The sequence below is a fragment of the Jujubicoccus corallicola genome (assembly GCF_047345645.1).
Lineage (GTDB): Bacteria > Pseudomonadota > Alphaproteobacteria > Rhodobacterales > Rhodobacteraceae > JBLEFH01.
Genome location: NZ_JBLEFH010000009.1, coordinates 165,893 through 181,790, shown reverse-complemented (window position 1 = coordinate 181,790; position 15,898 = coordinate 165,893). Strand labels below are relative to the sequence as shown.

17 protein-coding genes and 1 pseudogene are annotated in these 15,898 nt (G+C 58.3%); 12 read left to right on the top strand and 6 right to left on the bottom strand.

Annotated elements, in window-relative coordinates:
* The 6 genes from ACMA5I_RS14080 to ACMA5I_RS14055 form a co-directional block, all read left to right on the top strand.
* Positions 1 to 1,049, top strand: a 1,049-nt coding sequence (locus ACMA5I_RS14080; protein ID WP_525886914.1) for a bacteriophage T4 gp5 trimerization domain-containing protein, incomplete at its 5' end; no start/stop codon positions are given.
* 5 nt (positions 1,050 to 1,054) lie between these two features.
* A complete protein-coding gene (locus tag ACMA5I_RS14075) occupies positions 1,055 to 2,116 on the top strand; it encodes a DUF2169 family type VI secretion system accessory protein (RefSeq protein WP_525886913.1) in 1,062 nt (353 codons plus the stop codon).
* Positions 2,035 to 3,822: a PAAR-like domain-containing protein gene (locus ACMA5I_RS14070; RefSeq protein WP_525886912.1), complete on the top strand. Its 1,788-nt coding sequence runs from the start codon at positions 2,035 to 2,037 to the stop codon at positions 3,820 to 3,822. Before ACMA5I_RS14075 ends, ACMA5I_RS14070 begins: the two co-directional genes overlap by 82 nt.
* Positions 3,823 to 3,838: 16 nt before the next feature.
* Positions 3,839 to 4,522 carry a GAD-like domain-containing protein gene (locus ACMA5I_RS14065; protein WP_525886911.1) on the top strand — a complete coding sequence of 228 codons (684 nt, stop codon included), beginning with the start codon at positions 3,839 to 3,841 and terminating at the stop codon, positions 4,520 to 4,522.
* A gap of 229 nt (positions 4,523 to 4,751) precedes the next feature.
* Complete coding sequence (locus ACMA5I_RS14060; RefSeq protein WP_525886910.1) at positions 4,752 to 5,246, top strand: hypothetical protein; 495 nt, start codon at positions 4,752 to 4,754, stop codon at positions 5,244 to 5,246.
* 289 nt (positions 5,247 to 5,535) lie between these two features.
* Positions 5,536 to 5,931, top strand: a complete 396-nt coding sequence (locus ACMA5I_RS14055) for a hypothetical protein (RefSeq protein ID WP_525886909.1) — start codon at positions 5,536 to 5,538, stop codon at positions 5,929 to 5,931.
* Here ACMA5I_RS14055 and ACMA5I_RS14050 read toward each other — a convergent pair.
* Positions 5,894 to 6,328 (bottom strand): annotated as a pseudogene (locus tag ACMA5I_RS14050) (RNA 2'-phosphotransferase). The gene ACMA5I_RS14055 and the pseudogene ACMA5I_RS14050 overlap by 38 nt on opposite strands.
* Positions 6,329 to 6,386: 58 nt before the next feature.
* On the opposite strand from ACMA5I_RS14050, the gene ACMA5I_RS14045 reads away from it, so the two are divergent.
* Genes ACMA5I_RS14045 through ACMA5I_RS14035 form a run of 3 tightly spaced genes read left to right on the top strand, consistent with a single transcriptional unit; the run spans position 6,387 to position 7,833 of the window.
* A complete protein-coding gene (locus ACMA5I_RS14045) occupies positions 6,387 to 6,884 on the top strand; it encodes a hypothetical protein (RefSeq protein WP_525886908.1) in 498 nt (165 codons plus the stop codon).
* Positions 6,877 to 7,302 carry a hypothetical protein gene (locus ACMA5I_RS14040; RefSeq protein ID WP_525886907.1) on the top strand — a complete coding sequence of 142 codons (426 nt, stop codon included), beginning with the start codon at positions 6,877 to 6,879 and terminating at the stop codon, positions 7,300 to 7,302. The genes ACMA5I_RS14045 and ACMA5I_RS14040 overlap by 8 nt, the downstream gene beginning before the upstream one ends.
* Before the next feature lie 30 nt (positions 7,303 to 7,332).
* Positions 7,333 to 7,833: an ankyrin repeat domain-containing protein gene (locus ACMA5I_RS14035; RefSeq protein WP_525886906.1), complete on the top strand. Its 501-nt coding sequence runs from the start codon at positions 7,333 to 7,335 to the stop codon at positions 7,831 to 7,833.
* An 81-nt stretch (positions 7,834 to 7,914) separates the two neighbouring features.
* Here ACMA5I_RS14035 and ACMA5I_RS14030 read toward each other — a convergent pair whose 3' ends face one another.
* Positions 7,915 to 8,631 carry a FadR/GntR family transcriptional regulator gene (locus ACMA5I_RS14030; protein ID WP_525886905.1) on the bottom strand — a complete coding sequence of 239 codons (717 nt, stop codon included), beginning with the start codon at positions 8,629 to 8,631 and terminating at the stop codon, positions 7,915 to 7,917.
* 231 nt (positions 8,632 to 8,862) lie between these two features.
* Here ACMA5I_RS14030 and ACMA5I_RS14025 point away from each other — a divergent pair, with 231 nt between their 5' ends.
* Positions 8,863 to 10,011, top strand: a complete 1,149-nt coding sequence (locus tag ACMA5I_RS14025; RefSeq protein WP_525886904.1) for a mandelate racemase family protein — start codon at positions 8,863 to 8,865, stop codon at positions 10,009 to 10,011.
* 71 nt (positions 10,012 to 10,082) lie between these two features.
* Entirely contained in the window at positions 10,083 to 11,675 is a 1,593-nt protein-coding gene (locus ACMA5I_RS14020; protein WP_525886903.1) for an ABC transporter substrate-binding protein, read from the top strand.
* A gap of 128 nt (positions 11,676 to 11,803) precedes the next feature.
* Here the strand turns inward: ACMA5I_RS14020 and ACMA5I_RS14015 are convergent, their stop codons facing one another.
* Genes ACMA5I_RS14015 through ACMA5I_RS14000 form a run of 4 tightly spaced genes read right to left on the bottom strand, consistent with a single transcriptional unit; the run spans position 11,804 to position 15,343 of the window.
* Positions 11,804 to 12,553 carry an ABC transporter ATP-binding protein gene (locus ACMA5I_RS14015; RefSeq protein WP_525886902.1) on the bottom strand — a complete coding sequence of 250 codons (750 nt, stop codon included), beginning with the start codon at positions 12,551 to 12,553 and terminating at the stop codon, positions 11,804 to 11,806.
* On the bottom strand, positions 12,550 to 13,416 hold the full coding sequence (locus tag ACMA5I_RS14010) for an ABC transporter ATP-binding protein (protein ID WP_525886901.1): 867 nt from the start codon (positions 13,414 to 13,416) through the stop codon (positions 12,550 to 12,552). The genes ACMA5I_RS14015 and ACMA5I_RS14010 overlap by 4 nt, the downstream gene beginning before the upstream one ends.
* 5 nt (positions 13,417 to 13,421) lie before the next feature.
* Complete coding sequence (locus ACMA5I_RS14005; RefSeq protein ID WP_525886900.1) at positions 13,422 to 14,321, bottom strand: ABC transporter permease; 900 nt, start codon at positions 14,319 to 14,321, stop codon at positions 13,422 to 13,424.
* Positions 14,321 to 15,343 carry an ABC transporter permease gene (locus tag ACMA5I_RS14000; RefSeq protein ID WP_525886899.1) on the bottom strand — a complete coding sequence of 341 codons (1,023 nt, stop codon included), beginning with the start codon at positions 15,341 to 15,343 and terminating at the stop codon, positions 14,321 to 14,323. The genes ACMA5I_RS14005 and ACMA5I_RS14000 overlap by 1 nt, the downstream gene beginning before the upstream one ends.
* Before the next feature lie 183 nt (positions 15,344 to 15,526).
* On the opposite strand from ACMA5I_RS14000, the gene ACMA5I_RS13995 reads away from it, so the two are divergent.
* The gene (locus tag ACMA5I_RS13995) at positions 15,527 to 15,838 is read left to right on the top strand and encodes a cupin domain-containing protein (RefSeq protein ID WP_525886898.1); all 312 of its coding nucleotides are present in this window, start codon (positions 15,527 to 15,529) and stop codon (positions 15,836 to 15,838) included.
* Positions 15,839 to 15,898: the final 60 nt, after the last annotated feature.

The window sequence follows — 15,898 nt, the reverse complement described above, 5'->3', positions numbered from 1 at the left end:
GCATCGGTATGGAGGTGATGGTGAGTTACCTCGACGGCGATCCGGATCGGCCCGTGGTGACAGGCGTGGTGCCGAATGAGGCGCAGAAGGTGCCCTATGAGCTGCCCGCGAATAAGACGAAGATGGTCATCAGGTCCAAAAGCCATCGGGGGAGCGGGCGGAATGAGCTGACCTTTGAGGATGAGGCGGGGCAGGAGAACATGTTCGTCCACGCACAGAAGGACCAGACGATCAAGGTGCTGAATAACCGCGCGAAACGTGTGGAATCCCATGAAGTCTCGTCGATTGGTGGCAACCGGACCGTCGAGGTCGCGGGGAACCAGAAACATGAGATCGGCGGGTCCATTAACCTCACCATCGGCGGCACCGGGGCGAAGGCGGCGGCCCTGATGGGAAGCTTTGCGGGGATGGCGGCGCAAACCGCGAAGATGCTCGAAGAGACTGGCACGCAGCCCGGAACCTCTGACACGCAGGCGCTGGCGATCAAAGGCATGGCGGCGAGTATGGCGGGCTCGACCCTTGGGTTCTTCTCGGGAACCGGGCTCGGAGATCGGGATGGGGTTGTGCAAAGCGGCGATGCCACGGCCGACGGGGGCGCGGGCCTGCAGGGCAAAGCCACAGCGCTGAGTAACGATACGACCAGCATGCTCTCGGTTCCCGGCGTGGTGAACACGGTTTACGGAAATTTCAAAACCGACAGTGTGGGCGTGTCGCTCGCGGAGCAGGTCGGGGTCAGCAAAATCTCCAATATCGGCGCGACGCTGATCGAGAATGTCGGCACACTCAAAAAGTCCAATATCGGCGAGAAGATGATCACGGATGTCGGTGTGCGCATGGAGACCACGGTGGGCGAGGTGCAGACGGAGACCATCGGGAAATTCAAAAAGACGAAGGTCGGCAAGGAGTTTGTGATCGAGTGCGGCGCCTCGAAATTCATCATGCGTGAAGATGGGTCCGTGACCATCTTGGGCACGAAATTCAACTTCACCGCCTCGGGCCCCGTGCAGATCAACGGGGTGGTTGTCGATCTCAACAAGCCCGGCGGATAAGCAGCATGTCGGTGGAGAACCACACGCCGTTTTCGGCCATGGCCTTCCGGCAGTATAACCTCGCTGGCGAAATGCTTGGCGTGGTCGTTGTGCGCGGCACCTTCCTGCTCACCAATGACGGCCCTCTGGCGCTGGATCGCGAGCAGGCGCCCTTGGTGCTGAGCGATCAATATGACGGCGACGATCCGCATCAATCGAACCTCGTGACGCAAGGCGATCTGGTGCCGTTCAAGCCGACGAGTGATGTCACCTTTGCGGGCGCTGCCTATACCGATGATGGCGAGCCGCAGGCCTCATGGACCTGCGGTCTGACCGTGGGGCCGGTGCACAAGGACCTGCGCGTTCATGGCCCGCGATACTGGGTGGCGGAGACGGGCGCGCTTCCGCTTCCTTTCGCCGGAAAGCGCAATTGGCGACTGAGTGCGGCGCAGCCGGTGCCTTATGTCGTGCTCGGGTGGGACAAGGCCTATGGCGGGCCGGTCCCGGCGCCCGAAGACGCCGCGCCGGAGCGGTTCGAAGCCAATCCTCTGGGCTGCGGGATCGTCAATGACCACATCGCGGGGGATGTGGAGCGTGTTCCCGCGCCGCAGATCGAAGCCATTGACCAGCCAATCGCCAGCCCAAGCCACGAATATGCCCCGGAAAATCTCGCGCCGATCCCCCCGTTCTGGCCGCAGCGTCTTGAATATGCAGGGACCTATGACGACGACTGGATCAAGGACCGGCATCCGCTGCTCCCCAAGGATTTCGAGTTTCGGTTTTGGCAATGCGCGCATCCCGATCTGATCACCGAGACTTGGCTCACCGGAGATGAATCCTTCGAGCTTCGCAATTTGCTGCACCGCTATCCGGTCTTTCGCGGGAGGCTGCCGGGCATAAAGATGCAGATGGAACTGGCGCGTCCGAAGGGCATTGGTGTCGCGCCTCTGGTTCTTGATGGCGTGCATTTCGACATGCGCCCCGGCGTCGGCCGCGTCTTTCTGACATGGCGCGCCAGTTTCCCCTGGGAAGACGGACGCGGCTTGCCCGTTCTGCGCGCGGTCGAGACATTGCCGGAGGCGGTGTGATGAGCAACGAAGACGTTTTCATCCTCCCGACGATGTATATCACCGATGTGACCGATCATCCAGCAACCAACGCTGCGATTGCGCGTGCGGATTTCCCCCCAGGTGGCAGTACGACCTATGATGAAAAGCAGACATTTTATTATCATCCGCCAGAGGGCACGCCCGGATATAACGGAGAAGACGCTTGGGAATTTCAGGATCCGATCCTCCTCAAGGCGATAAAGCCTGAAGCCGCGAAAGCCAAACCGCCCCCGCCCACATCCGCCAATCCCGCGCCGCCCGAGGTCATTCCGGCAACGGATTTCGCCATTGCCGTCTCAACCTCGCCGGATGTGTGCCGCGCGCCGGATAAACCCTGTCCCTTTCCCGTCTTCGGTCAGGCGAATGATGAGAAGCAATTCGCCGTCACGGTCCGCTCCAACGGGCTCGATCTCAAGAAATGGGATAGCGCGTTCACCAACACCTATGGCGATGAGGCCGGGGTCGGCAAAGGCATGGTCTCCGGCACGCAAGGCGATGTGGTCGCGCCGACGAGCCACTCAGGCATCGTTCGCATCGAGGGCCAGCCGATCATCCGCCACCGCGACAGTTGCACGCTGAACAACGGCAACTGTCCGGGCGAATATGTCCATGTTCAGGACGTTGCCGCGCATGAAGCGCCTGATGGCGACGACGAGGAAGAGAAGGGTTTTCTCGGGTCTTTTTGGAGCGGGATGAAACGGACCTCCGGCACGGCAGCGTCGGGAGAGTCGCTGGTCGGTAAAATTGGCGAATACTTGGATGATCCTTCCGCGATGGGGGATGATTTGGGCGATCTTTGGGAATCGCGCCCTAGTGTTCAGGATGTGAAGGATTTCGGCAGCAACGCCGCGCGCGGTGTTTATGAGGCTGGGAAACAGACGGTGACGGACCCCCTCGGGACAGCAGAAAATGTCTGGGAATGGGGCAGCGGCGCAGCGTCTGATGCCTGGGAGAGCGGGAAAAGCGCCTGGGAAGAGGACGGGTTTGCCGGGGCTACCGGGGCTGTGCTTGGCGTCGGCGTGGAAGTCATCAATCCGTTCAAAAAAGTCGAGGCGGTCGGAGACGCGGCGAGCGGTGCGGCCAATATGGGCAAGGCTGCTGCTGCGCGGCGGCGCGGCGATGATGATGACGGTGGTGACGATAACGACGACAGCGATGGAGAAGCCGGTCCCAACAAGGAAGAGGAAGACGGTGCTGATGGAGCGCGGAGTACGAGACTAGCCCGAGTCAAATGCTTCGAGGCACCTCCGGGGATTGACCTTGATGAACTTGATCGTCAGCTTGCTGAGCAAACCGCTGCGATCAAGAATATGACCGCAGATGATATGGCCTACGCGCATTGGGTGCTTGAGCGCGCGGGCGGGACTAAAAAGCTGCGGCAGCCTAGTGCACAAAGGAAAGCGAGATTGGAATATCGAGAAAAATACGTTCGAGATAATCCAAATCTAACCAATGCTCAGGTCGATGAACACATGTCTGGTCTCCACGCGACGCATTGGCTTGATATGGTAGCGGGAGGTGATCCATCCGCGATCTCTGGCCTTGGCGGTGGAGAAGTGAACAGTCATATTGGGCGCCAGTGGACCCAAGACGGGCGTGCGCAGGCCCTGAAAGAGCAGGCTGATGCTATGCGGGCCGCCGGGCGGAGCCACGAAAAAATGGATGTCGAACTGAAGCGATGCTAGAAGGAAATCTTAAATTATGATTGATGAGAATTTTCAGTACGAATTAAAGAAAGCTGGCCAGCCTAGCGACGTAATCTATCTGTCTGAGGACGAACTCAGCGCTCTCTCTGAAAAAATGCCAGAAAATCTAATAGATTTCATTCGTGAGGTTGGCTTGGGTGTCTACTATGGTGGCCTTTACAGGATGTGGCCACCCGAGAAATTCAAACCTATACTCGCTCTTGTATTTGGAGCAGATGAGGATTTTTCTCACAAGGATTGCTATGTTCTTGGGGAGACTGCTTTTGGAGAACTTTGGGGCTGGTCCGAAAAATGGGGAATATTTCGGATCGACCTCCCGTCGGCAATGGTTTTTTGCTCAAATCTGACGCAAACTGAGAAAAATATTAGTGAAATTGATTTAAGTCGCTTTTCGTCTTTAATATTTCCAATAGACGAAGGGGATGTCGATTATTACGACTACGACGATGAGGTCATGTATCAGCGATGTGTTGAAGCTCACCAACAACCTGCCCGTGATCAGTGTTTTGGTTTTTTCCCTGCGCTGGCTTTATCGGGTGTTTTCGGGCCCAATCGTTCAGTTGAGAATATCCGATTGGTAAAAGCACTTGAGCATTATACGCTGCTTGCACAAATGGATCGCTTCTATCTCACAACAGTTGATAGTGATGGATATAAACCGATTAGGGTTATCGGCTGATCTGCTTTACAGGCGCTGAGGGTAAGGCTCCGATGCCTGCGAGAAATTCCATTTTCTGAAAAGAATCAGATATCAAAATATTGATGCTGTAAAAGACTGATGAAATTACTTGGGCCGGTGCGTTTCGTTCAGGAAGGACGGGTCATAATCGGGTGGAAAATTGGCTATCGAGTGAAGATCTGATTCCAGGAATTCCCGGACGTATGAATCAATCGAAGTAGGTCTAAATATGGTAAGTAGAGTACCAAACCCGAGGACAATCGCGACACTTGACCGGCTTTATGAAGCAGATTGGTTTTCCAATGTCGGTGTGCAGGATTTAGGAGATGCGGTCGTTCTATCATCTTGGGATCAGGCGATGGAAAAACTGGCGGACGATCATTGGGAAGAGATAGGATTGGAAGCTATTAACAATTTTAGATCGTCTGTTTTAAGTCGTGATAAGGAAAAATTTAAAGAGTGGAATGAGATTGTATCCACGGTAAAGCCTTATGCAGAGTCCATATCGAATGAAAAATGTGCTCCGATTGCAAAAAAATTTGGACTTACAGATTTATTTATTAGTTCGGTAAAATGGGATATCTTAAATTTGTGCATGGAATGTGAATATGGCGATATATCACCTCCCGCTTTCTATCATTACTTGTCCTACTATTATTTGAAGGGACACTTTCCTTGTGGAATGATTGGCGGCGGTAGAGATGGCAGGTTGATCGTCTATTGATTGAAGCTAAAAACCGCTGGATACATCATAACGACAGTCTTGAGTGCGGTTATAGAATGTACCGAATATTTGGTGAAAAACGCGAGGCCCATGGGGCGCTTGAGAACAGGGGTATAGACCGGACCTGGAGATGATCATTCTTCTAACTGAGCATTTAGAGATGCCTACTAGGAATAACTCGGAATCAGACCGGTAAGGAGCGGTGTCCGGATAAGGCTTGGGATCAAGAGTTCCAGGATAAGCTGGATAACAACAAGGGCGATCCAATTTCGCCAAGTGATTGGTAAGAATGCAATACGAAGAAAGATATTGTTTTGTTGACCGCCTTTTGCCGCACGGGGAAGACGGCGTTAAATTCGGATTTGATAGCAGGGTCTTGGACTTTTCTATCTTATACGATAATAGCACCAAGAGTATAGATTTGCGCTTCGAAGGGTGCGCATATCAGTACTTCGCTCCATTGCCCGGATATCATCCTGAGCAATTTCTGGTCCATTTCCCGTTCAAATCGAGCCGTGTCTATGAGCTTTTCGACACTGATTTTTTGCGTTTGAGTGCAGAGATATACAAGGGACGTAAATATCAGCCGGAATGGCGCCACTTTTTCTTGTATCTTGAGTGGGAAAATGTTGCGCTACATGCCCTTGCTAAATCCATGAGTCATGATTCAACCACTCTTGGCTGATGGAGCGCGCCAACCATACACCATTTTCGGCTTGAAAAAATTGGTGGCCTTGCTCGTGCATAGTGAGGGCCGGGATGGTTAAAACGACGGGTTTACCGTGCCGTTCGCCAACTTTAGTGGCTGTCTCGACATCTGCAGACAGATGCACATATTGGCGATTTTGCGGAAGTCATCCCTGTTCCTTGATGCTGTCGAGGAAGCGGGTTGCTGTACCGTGGTAAAGAAATTCTGGTGGTGCGATAGGCTTGAGACCGAGATCCACAGCAACTGAGTGTCCTTGGTTGGCGCGAATATACGTTCCGTCAGCGGAGATTGCGAAACGATTTTTGTCTCGGGCTGACTGCGAGCGTTGGGTTGCGTCTTCAAAGTTCGCGTCATCGAGAGTTTTTGCGCCCAATCGTTCAGTTGAGAATATCCGGCTGACAAAAGCATTTACGCATTGCAAAAAGATGGTAATGAGTCACGAAATTAAATTCGTGAATGCAGATCCGGAGCGGGATATGAACAGAAAGCCGGAAATCGAGAGTGACATTCGACAGCGTATTGATGATGCGCGCGCGCAAGGGCGAGAGAAAGCAAAGGCAGGCAATTTCGCGGGTATGGAAGCCCACATGCAGGAGGCTTGGGATCTTATTCCGGAGCCGAAAAAGAATTGGGATTACTATCCACAAAGCCTCTCGGTTGCTTTTGTTTCGCTACATACGCGCTTGGGTGACCCCGCCAAAGCAAAGCAGTGGATCCCCACTGTCTACGAAATGTATGACGATGCCGACCGGGAAAGCCTGTATACGCTGAAGATCGAAGGCGAGGCGCTTTATAAGCTCGAGCTTTTTGACGAGGCCTATCCGGTGTTTGAACGTGTTCATGAACTCTACGGCCGGGACGGCTTCAAGGGTGAACATCTTCAGTATTTGGAGTTTTACTTGAAAGAGCGGACGCGCCGCGATGGATGAACTGCCTGATCCGATTTACGACCGCGTCACGGAATTGTCCGAATTGGGCAATGGCGCTTTGGATGCCAGTCAGTATGACGCCGCGATTGGGTATTGGCGGAGCGCGCTGGCGCTTCTTCCAGCGCCTCAAGCGCAATGGGACGCCGCCATGTGGCTTCATGCCTCCATCGGCGACGCGTATCGGGAAAAGGGGGCCATGGAGGACGCACTGTCGTCCTTTCAGTCGGCGGATGCGGCGGGCGATGGTCATGCCAATGCATTTGTGCAGTTCAGTCTTGGAGCGACGCTGTATGATCTCGGACGGCGGGATGACGCTGTCGATCCGCTCTTGCGGGCCTATATGCTGGAGGGTGAGGAGATTTTTGAGCCCGATGATGTATCGTATTTGGAGTTTCTAAGGTCCCGCGTCAGGCTTTAGGGTCGAAAGAGATCGCTTGAGTGACGGGCGTTGACAGGGCTGCGGCTCATCATTGCTCTACCGACTGGGAGGACGCTGATTATCGAAACATGGTTCCAGGCCCTAAGAGCCAACGATGACTTTGATTTGACCGAAATCACGGATTATGGCGCTGTCAGCGAGGACGGCTATTCCTTGCTGCAGACGGCAATCGCAAGCCGTCCCCGCTATGCGGTGAATCTCGTCGCGCTCGGCGCGCGTATTGATCATCAAGACCATAAGGGACAGACGGCGTTGCAATACGCGATTTCGCGGGGCTATGCGGATATTGCGCGCGCGCTGATACGAGCTGGCGCCGACGTTAAGCTTGTCGATGCATATGGTAACGGGCCGCTTTGGACGGCTGTTATGCAGCCGAAACCGGATTTGGAGATTATCAAGCTTATCTTTGATCGCGGCGGCGATCCCCATCAGGTGAACGCCGCCGGACGGTCTCCTCTGTCGATGGCGATAACGAAGAATGACGAAGATATTCTGGCGATCATCGGCTGAGGGGCTTTCCCGCTCGGAGCGTCGTTGTCGCTGAATGCGAGGAGACATCCAGAAAATCTTTCGGAATAGCCACGGCGCGCCTCACCCCGTCCTTAACAAATCGCGATACCTTGCAAGGCTGCCTTCGAGGTGGCGTTCCATGGCGGTTTTGGCGGCGTCGCTGTCGCGGTTGAGGATGGCGGTGGCGATGGCGTCGTGTTCGGCGACCATGTCGGGGTTGGGCTCGTAGGCGCGGCGGGGGCCGTCGCCGGCTTCAAGCTCGACCCGCGGGACGATGCCCTGGCGGATCAGGGACAGGAATTCGGGGAAGCGCCGGTTTTGCGTAGCTTTGGCGATGGTCATGTGGAAATCGAAATCGGCTTTGCGGGTGGAGGTGCCCGCCTCGATGCAGCGCGCGACCTCGCGGCCCGCTTGCAAAATGGCGTCGAACTGGTCGGCGGAGCCGCGCTGTGCGGCGATCCCGGCGGCGCTGATCTCGAAGGCGCTGCGCAGTTCGAACATCTCGATCACTGAGGAAATCCGCTGCATGTCGATGTCGTGGAAGGGCGCGCCGGTGGCGGTTTTGGGCGGGTCCAGCACGAAGACGCCGGAGCCTTTGCGCGACTCGATCAGCCCCTTGGAGCGCAGCTGGCCGAGGGCTTCGCGCACCACGGTGCGGCTGACGCTGTGGGTCTGGGTCAGTTCGGATTCGCTGGGCAAGCGGTCGCCGGGGCGGAAATGGCCGGTCTCGATTTTCTGTTCGAGATCCTGCGCGATCTGGGCGGCGCGGGTCCGGGCCGGGGCAGGGGCGGCGGTCATGCGCGGCCGCCGGGCGCGGGCCTGACGCCTCTCGATCCAATCGCGTTGCTCATCACCACCTCCAGAGTTGTTTTACAGATTTTTACGCAATTCCGGCGCGTTTTTCGAGAAAAATACGCAAATTGACGTGCGGTTCATTCCCGGTTTGACATGGAGGATAATCTGTCATACAAATTTGTATAACAGAATACGACTCGACGCCAGGCCGGTCGCAATGAGGGAGATGGATGCGTGATTATCACGGATATTGAGGTAACGGTTTTTAACCACACGACGCGGCGGCATAGCGACAGCGCGGGTCACGCGCATCCGGGGCCGGCGCATCAGGTGCAGCAGGCGATGCTAACGATCCGCACCGAGGATGGCCATGCGGGCCACAGTTTTTGCCCGCCCGAAGTGGTCCGCCCGCATGTGATCGAGAAATTCGTGAAAAAAGTGCTGATCGGGCAGGACCACCGGGACCGCGAGCGGCTCTGGCAGGATCTCGCGCATTGGCAGCGCGGTTCGGCGGCGCAACTGACGGACCGCACGCTGGCGGTGGTCGATTGCGCACTTTGGGATCTGGCGGGGCGGCGGCTCGGCGAGCCGGTCTACAAACTGATCGGCGGTTATCGTGACAAGGTGCTGGCCTATGGCTCCATCATGTGCGGCGATGAGCTGGAGGGCGGGCTTGCAACCCCCGAGGATTACGGGCGTTTTGCCGAAACGCTGGTCGCGCGCGGCTATAAGGGCATCAAGCTGCATACATGGATGCCGCCGGTCAGTTGGGCCCCCGATGTGCGGATGGACATCAAGGCCTGCGCGGCGGTGCGTGAGGCGGTTGGCCCGGAGATCGACCTGATGATCGACGCCTTCCACTGGTATAGCCGTGTGGAGGCGCTTGAGCTGGGGCGCGGGTTGGAAAAGCTGGGTTTTGCCTGGATCGAAGAGCCGATGGATGAGCAATCCATGTCGTCCTATCAATGGCTTGCGGAGAACCTCGACATTCCGGTCGTGGGGCCGGAAAGCGCGGCGGGCAAGCATTGGCACCGGGCCGAGTGGATCAAATCCGGCGCGTGCGACATTTTGCGCACCGGTGTGAATGATGTGGGCGGGATCACGCCTGCGCTGAAAACGATGCATCTCGCGGAGAGTTTCGGGATTGCCTGCGAGGTGCATGGCAACACGGCGATGAACCTGCATGTCGTCGCCGCGGCCAAGAATTGCAAATGGTATGAGCGGGGTCTTTTGCACCCGTTCCTCGAATATGATGACGGGCTGGATTATCTCAAATCCCTGTCCGATCCGATGGATGCGGATGGCTATGTCCATGTGCCGGACCGGCCGGGTCTGGGCGAGGATATCGACTTCGATCACATCGAAAACAATCGCGTTTCATGACGAGATGTGGGCGGCCGCGATGCCGCCCGCGTCCTTTTCGCGCAAGTCTCACAACATTCTGGGAGGAAACCATGAGACAATTTCTGAAAGCGGGCGTTCTGGCCACGCTGCTCGCGACATCGGCACCGGTTCTGGCGGAGACCCCGGAGGATCAGCTGATCGTCGCCTTCACCATGACCAATGTGCTGACGATGGACCCGGCGGCGATCACCGGCGGCGAGGCCGTGCAGGTGCTCAACAATGTGTATGACGCGTTGATCGAGCTGGACCCGGAGACCAAGGAGCTTCAGCCGCGTCTGGCCGAAAGCTGGGAGGTCGCGGAGGATAACCGTTCGGTGACCTTTAATCTGGTGCAGGATGCGGTGTTCGCCTCGGGCAATCCGGTGACGGCGGAGGATGTGAAATTCAGCTTCGACCGGCTGTTCCAGCTTGGGCTGGCGCAATCCTCGGGCCTGACCAGCCGCGGCTTTACCGCCGATGGGGTGGACGCGCAGTTTGAGGTGGTGGACGAGCATACGTTCCGCCTCAACCTGCCGCAGGAGGACGATCCCAAGCTGATCCTGATGTATCTGTCGCAAGCGGGCGTCGGCTCGGTGCTCGACAGCAAGCTGGTGATGGAGAATGAGAGCGACGGCGATCTGGGGCAGGCGTGGCTGACGAACAATTCGGCGGGCTCGGGCGCGTTTACCCTGACCGACTGGCGCTCCAATGAGTATATCATCCTGACACGGAACGAGAATTTCTGGGGCGACGCGCCGCAAATGGCCCGCGTTCTGATGCGCCATTTGCCGGAATCGCAGTCGCAGCGGCTCGGGCTGGCGCAGGGCGATCTTGATGTCGGCTTCAGCCTCGCCGCGCCGGATCTGCGCGCGCTTGAGGAGCAGGAGGGCGTGAGCGTCGAGACCGTGGCCAGCTCCGGTTTCTACTATCTGGCCGTCTCCATGGAAGACGAGCGCTATGCGGACCCCAAAGTGCGCGAAGCGCTGCGTTATCTGATTGATTACGCGGGGATCAACGCGGCGATCATGCCCTATTTCGGGGTCGAGCGGCAGCGCCCGATCAACACCGGCGCCTTCGCGGCGCTCGATGATCCGGGCTATGCGCTCGATGTGGAGCGGGCCAAGGAACTCTTGGCCGAGGCGGGCTATCCCGACGGGTTCGACACCTCGATCCGGGTGATCTCGACGCAGGAATTCCTCGACTCCGCCACCGCCATTCAGGGCACGCTGGCGCAGGCCGGGATCAATGCGGAGATCATCACCGGCGATGGCGGGCAGATTTATGGCGCGATGCGTGATCGGCAGTTTGAACTGCTCGTCGGGCGCGGCGGCGGCGGGCAGCAGCCCCACCCGGATTCGAATTTGCGCGCGCTCGTCTACAACCCCGACAACTCTCAGGAAGCCGGGCTGACCAACTATCAAAGCTGGCGCACGAGCTATCAGGATGAAGAGCTGAACGCGAAGATCGAAGCGGCGCTCATTGAGCGGGACGAGGCTGCGCAGGTCGCGCAATATGAAGAAATCCAGCAGATGATCGACGAGAAGATCACCTCGATCCAGCCCTTCTCGGAGCGGGTGGTGACGGCGGCCTATCAGTCGGATGTGTCGGGGATCATCATCGACCCGTGGGTGTCGCGTTTTGAGGATGTGACCAAGGATCGCTGACCCTTCGGGTGAGGGATGGAGCGGGCCGGAGTTTCCGGCCCGTTTTTTTTGCGCGCGTGGCGGCGCAGCAGGGCAAAGAAAAACCCCCGCTTTTGGGCGGGGGTCTCGGCTGTCAGGGTTCGCGGGTGTTACCCGGCTTCGCGCTCATAGGTGAGGCTCGCTTCGATCAACTCGCGGGCATAGGGCTCGGTGGCGGTGCCGCCGAGGATCGCGTCGCGGGAGAGGATTTCCACGATCCGCCCATGCTGCATGACCGCGAAACGGTCGCACATGTGATCGACCACGGCGAGATCATGGCTGACCATGAGATAGGTAAAGCCCTTCTCCGCGCGCAGACGCACCAGCAGGTTGAGAATTTCCGCCTGCACCGACACATCGAGGGCCGAGGTCGGCTCGTCGAGCAGCAGCACATCCGGTTCCAGGATCAGCGCGCGTGCAATGGCGACGCGCTGGCGCTGACCGCCGGAAAGCTGGTGGGGGTAGCGGTCGAGGAAATCGACGGGCAAGCCCACGTCGATCATCGCCTGCTCCATCCGCGCGTCGTGCTGATCGAGCTTGTGGATCTTCAGCGGCTCGGACAGCACGGTGCGTACGCTGTGGCGCGGGTGGAGCGAGCCGTAGGGGTCTTGGAATACCATCTGAAGCGCCCGGCAGCGGGCCATGGTGTTCATGCCGCGAATGTCGTCCTCGCCAAGCCGTGCGGTGCCGTCCCAGTGATCGTAAAGCATGGAGATACAGCGCAAAATCGTGGATTTTCCGGAGCCGGACTCGCCCACAAGGCCGAAACATTCGCCCGCCTCGACATGGAGCGAGACCTGATCGAGCACCTTGAGCGCGCCGAAGGCGACGGAGAGATTGCCGATGGAAATGGGTTTCATGCGTGGGTCTCCTCTGGTGTCTCATTGGCGCCGCCCCAAGCCGGGTCGCGGGCGAGAACGGGCAGGGTGTCGCGGGTGCCGCCGATCCGCGGCTGCGCGGCGAGAAGCCCGCGGGTATAGGGATGCTGCGCCTTGTCGAGATCGCGGGCGTTCAGCGTTTCCACCACCCGGCCCGCATACATGATCAGCACCCGGTCGCAGAAATTGCGCACAAGGTTGAGGTCATGGGAGATCATGATGAGGCCGATGCCTTTCTCGCGCACCAGATCGTCGAGTATCTTCAGCACTTGCAGGCGGACGGTCACATCAAGCGCCGAGGTCGGCTCATCCGCGATCACAAGGTCAGGGTCCGTCAGCAGCATCATGGCGATCATGATCCGCTGGCCCATCCCGCCCGAAACCTCATGAGGATAGAGCGTGTAGACATGCTCCGGGTTGCGGATCTGCACCGCCTCCAGCATGGCGATGGCTTTCTCCCGCGCCTGTTTTTTGCTGGCGCGAACATGGGTGCGGTAGGCTTCCGAGATCTGGTCGCCGCAACGCTGGATCGGGTTGAGGGAGAATTTCGGATCCTGCAAGATCATCGACATGCGCGCGCCGCGGATTTTCAGCATTTGCCGCTCGCTGGCTTTGAGAAGGTCGACCTCCTCAAAGCGCATGGTGTCCGCATCGACGCTCGCGCCGGGCAAAAGCCGCATCAGGGCGCGCCCGACGGTGGATTTGCCGGAGCCGGATTCCCCCACGATGCCAAGGCGTTCGCGGCCAAGCTGGAAGCTGACCCCTTGCACCGCATAGCCGGGGGCGCCGCCGTAACGCACGCGCAGATTGTCCACATCGAGGATGCTGTCATGGGTGGTGGTCATCGCCCTTACCTCCGGTTCATCTGTTTGGGATCGAGCGCGTCGCGCAGGCCGTCACCGAGCAGGTTGAAGGCGAGGCTGACCGCGAGAATGGCGAGGCCGGGGAAGGTCACGACCCACCAGCTATCGATCATGTAGCGCCGCCCGGTCGCGATCATCGCGCCCCATTCGGGCATGGGCGGCTGCGCGCCGAGGCCGAGAAAGCCGAGGCCCGCTGCGGTGAGGATCACGGTCGCCATGTTCAGCGTCAGACGGATCAACACCGAGGGCAGACACATCGGCACGATGGAGCGCCAGATGATCCGCATCGGGCTTGCGCCTTGCAGGCGGGCGGCGGAGATATAGTCGGTCTTGCGGAAGGTCATCGTCTCGGCGCGGGCGAGGCGCGCAATCGGCGGCCAGGCGGTGAGCGAGATCGCGACGATGGCGTTGTTGAGGCTCGGGCCAAGCGCGGCCACAAAGGCGAGCGAGAGGATCAGCGACGGGAAGGACAGGAAAATATCCGTCACCCGCATCAGGATCGTATCGACACGCCCGCCGAAATAGCCCGCGACCGTGCCGACGATGAGGCCGATCGGCCCGACGGTGACGGTCACGAGGAAGATGATGGTGAGCGTGATGCGCGCGCCGAAGACAAGGCGGCTGAAAATGTCACGCCCCAGCTCATCGGTGCCGAAAAGATGCGCGCCCGAGGGCGGTTGCAGCGTCGATTGCAGATCCTGCGCATAGGGCGAATAGGGCGCGATCAGCGGCGCAAAAAGCGCGATCAGCAGCAGAAGCGCGATCACCAGAAGCCCGAAAGCCGAGGTCGGTCTGGTCGCGAGATAGACGACAATGTTGCGGAAGGCGCGCAGGCTTTGGGAGCCGGAGCCAGCGGATTTTTTGGCGGAAACAGTGGTGCTTTGCATCAGCGTGTCCTCGGATCAAAGACGCGGTAAAGAATGTCGGAGAGCAGGTTCAGACCCACAAAGATCAGCCCGACGATGAGAACGCAGGTCATCACGGCATTCATGTCGCCGATGAGCAGGTTCGAGGTCAGATACTGGCCGAAGCCGGGCCAGGCGAAGACCGTCTCGATCAGCACCGCCCCTTCGAGAAGCGCGCCATAGGCAAGGGCGACGATGGTGACGAGCTGCACGCGGATATTGCCAAAGGCGTGGCGCCAGATCGTCTGGCGGGCGCTCAGGCCCTTGACCCGCGCGGTGGTTACATATTCCTGCCCAAGCTGATCGAGCATGAAGCTGCGGGTCATGCGGGTGATATAGGCGGAGGAACTGTAGCCGAGGAGCGAGGCGGGCAGGATGATATGGTTGACCGCGCTCCAGAACACGTCCCATTGCCCGGCAAGCGCGCTGTCGATCAAGAGGAAATTCGTGCGCGCCGGGACGAGGCCGATATAGAACTGGCTCATCCGGCCAGAGCCGCCGACCCAGCCGAGCCCGGCATAGAACACCAGAAGGCCGATCATGCCGGTCCAGAAAATCGGCATGGAGTGGCCCATCAGACTGAAGACGCGGATGATATGGTCGAGAAACTTGTCCTTATGGACGGCGGCGATCACGCCAAGGGGGATGCCGACGCCCGCGCCGAAGATGATCGCGAAAGTGGCGAGTTCCATGGTGGCGGGCAGGACTTGCGCGATGTCTTGCAACACGGGCTGGCCGGTGCGGATCGAGGTGCCGAAATCGAGCCGGATCACATCGCCGAGATAGATCAGGAACTGCTCCCACATCGGCCGGTCGAGGCCAAGCTGGCGGTAGACCGTCTCGTAAACCTCGCGGGTGGCGTCCTCGCCGACCATGGCGCGGACCGGATCGACCGGCATCATGCGGCCGATAATGAATGTCAGGATCAAGAGACCGAACAGGGTCACGAAGATCGACCCTGCATGTTTTAATCCGCCGAGCAATTTTGGACCGAAGCCAGTCATGCGCGGAGCCCTCCCTGTTTGTTATAAGGGGACTATACCATCTGTAATACATGTTGTAAAACCTGTTATACAAATAATTGCGTGTTGTGGGGAGTCCGGGAGGAGTTTGCCGAAAACCACGCAAAATGAAGTGACTACGGCGCACCTTGGGAGGTCGCCGCGACAAAGGATGGAGAGTGTCAGATGAAAAATTCATTTCCAGTTGTGTCCACGGGTGAGGGCGTCACGCGGCAGGTTCTCGCAGATTCGCCGGAGCTGATGGTTGTGGCGTTTCGCTTTGGCGAGGGCGGGGAGGGGACGCCGCATCACCACCCGCATGTGCAGTCAACCTATGTGAAAAGCGGGAAATTCCGGTTTCATGTGGGCGGCGAGTCGTTCGAGGTGGGGCCGGGGGACAGTTTTGTCATCCCATCGGGTGCCGAGCATGGCTGCCTCTGCCTCGAAGCGGGCGAGCTGATCGACTGCTTCACACCGCGCCGGGATGATTTCCTGTGATGAGGCGACGGTTTGGCGGGTGGGTTTCTGCGCGCCAAACCGAATCGGGTGAACTTGTCC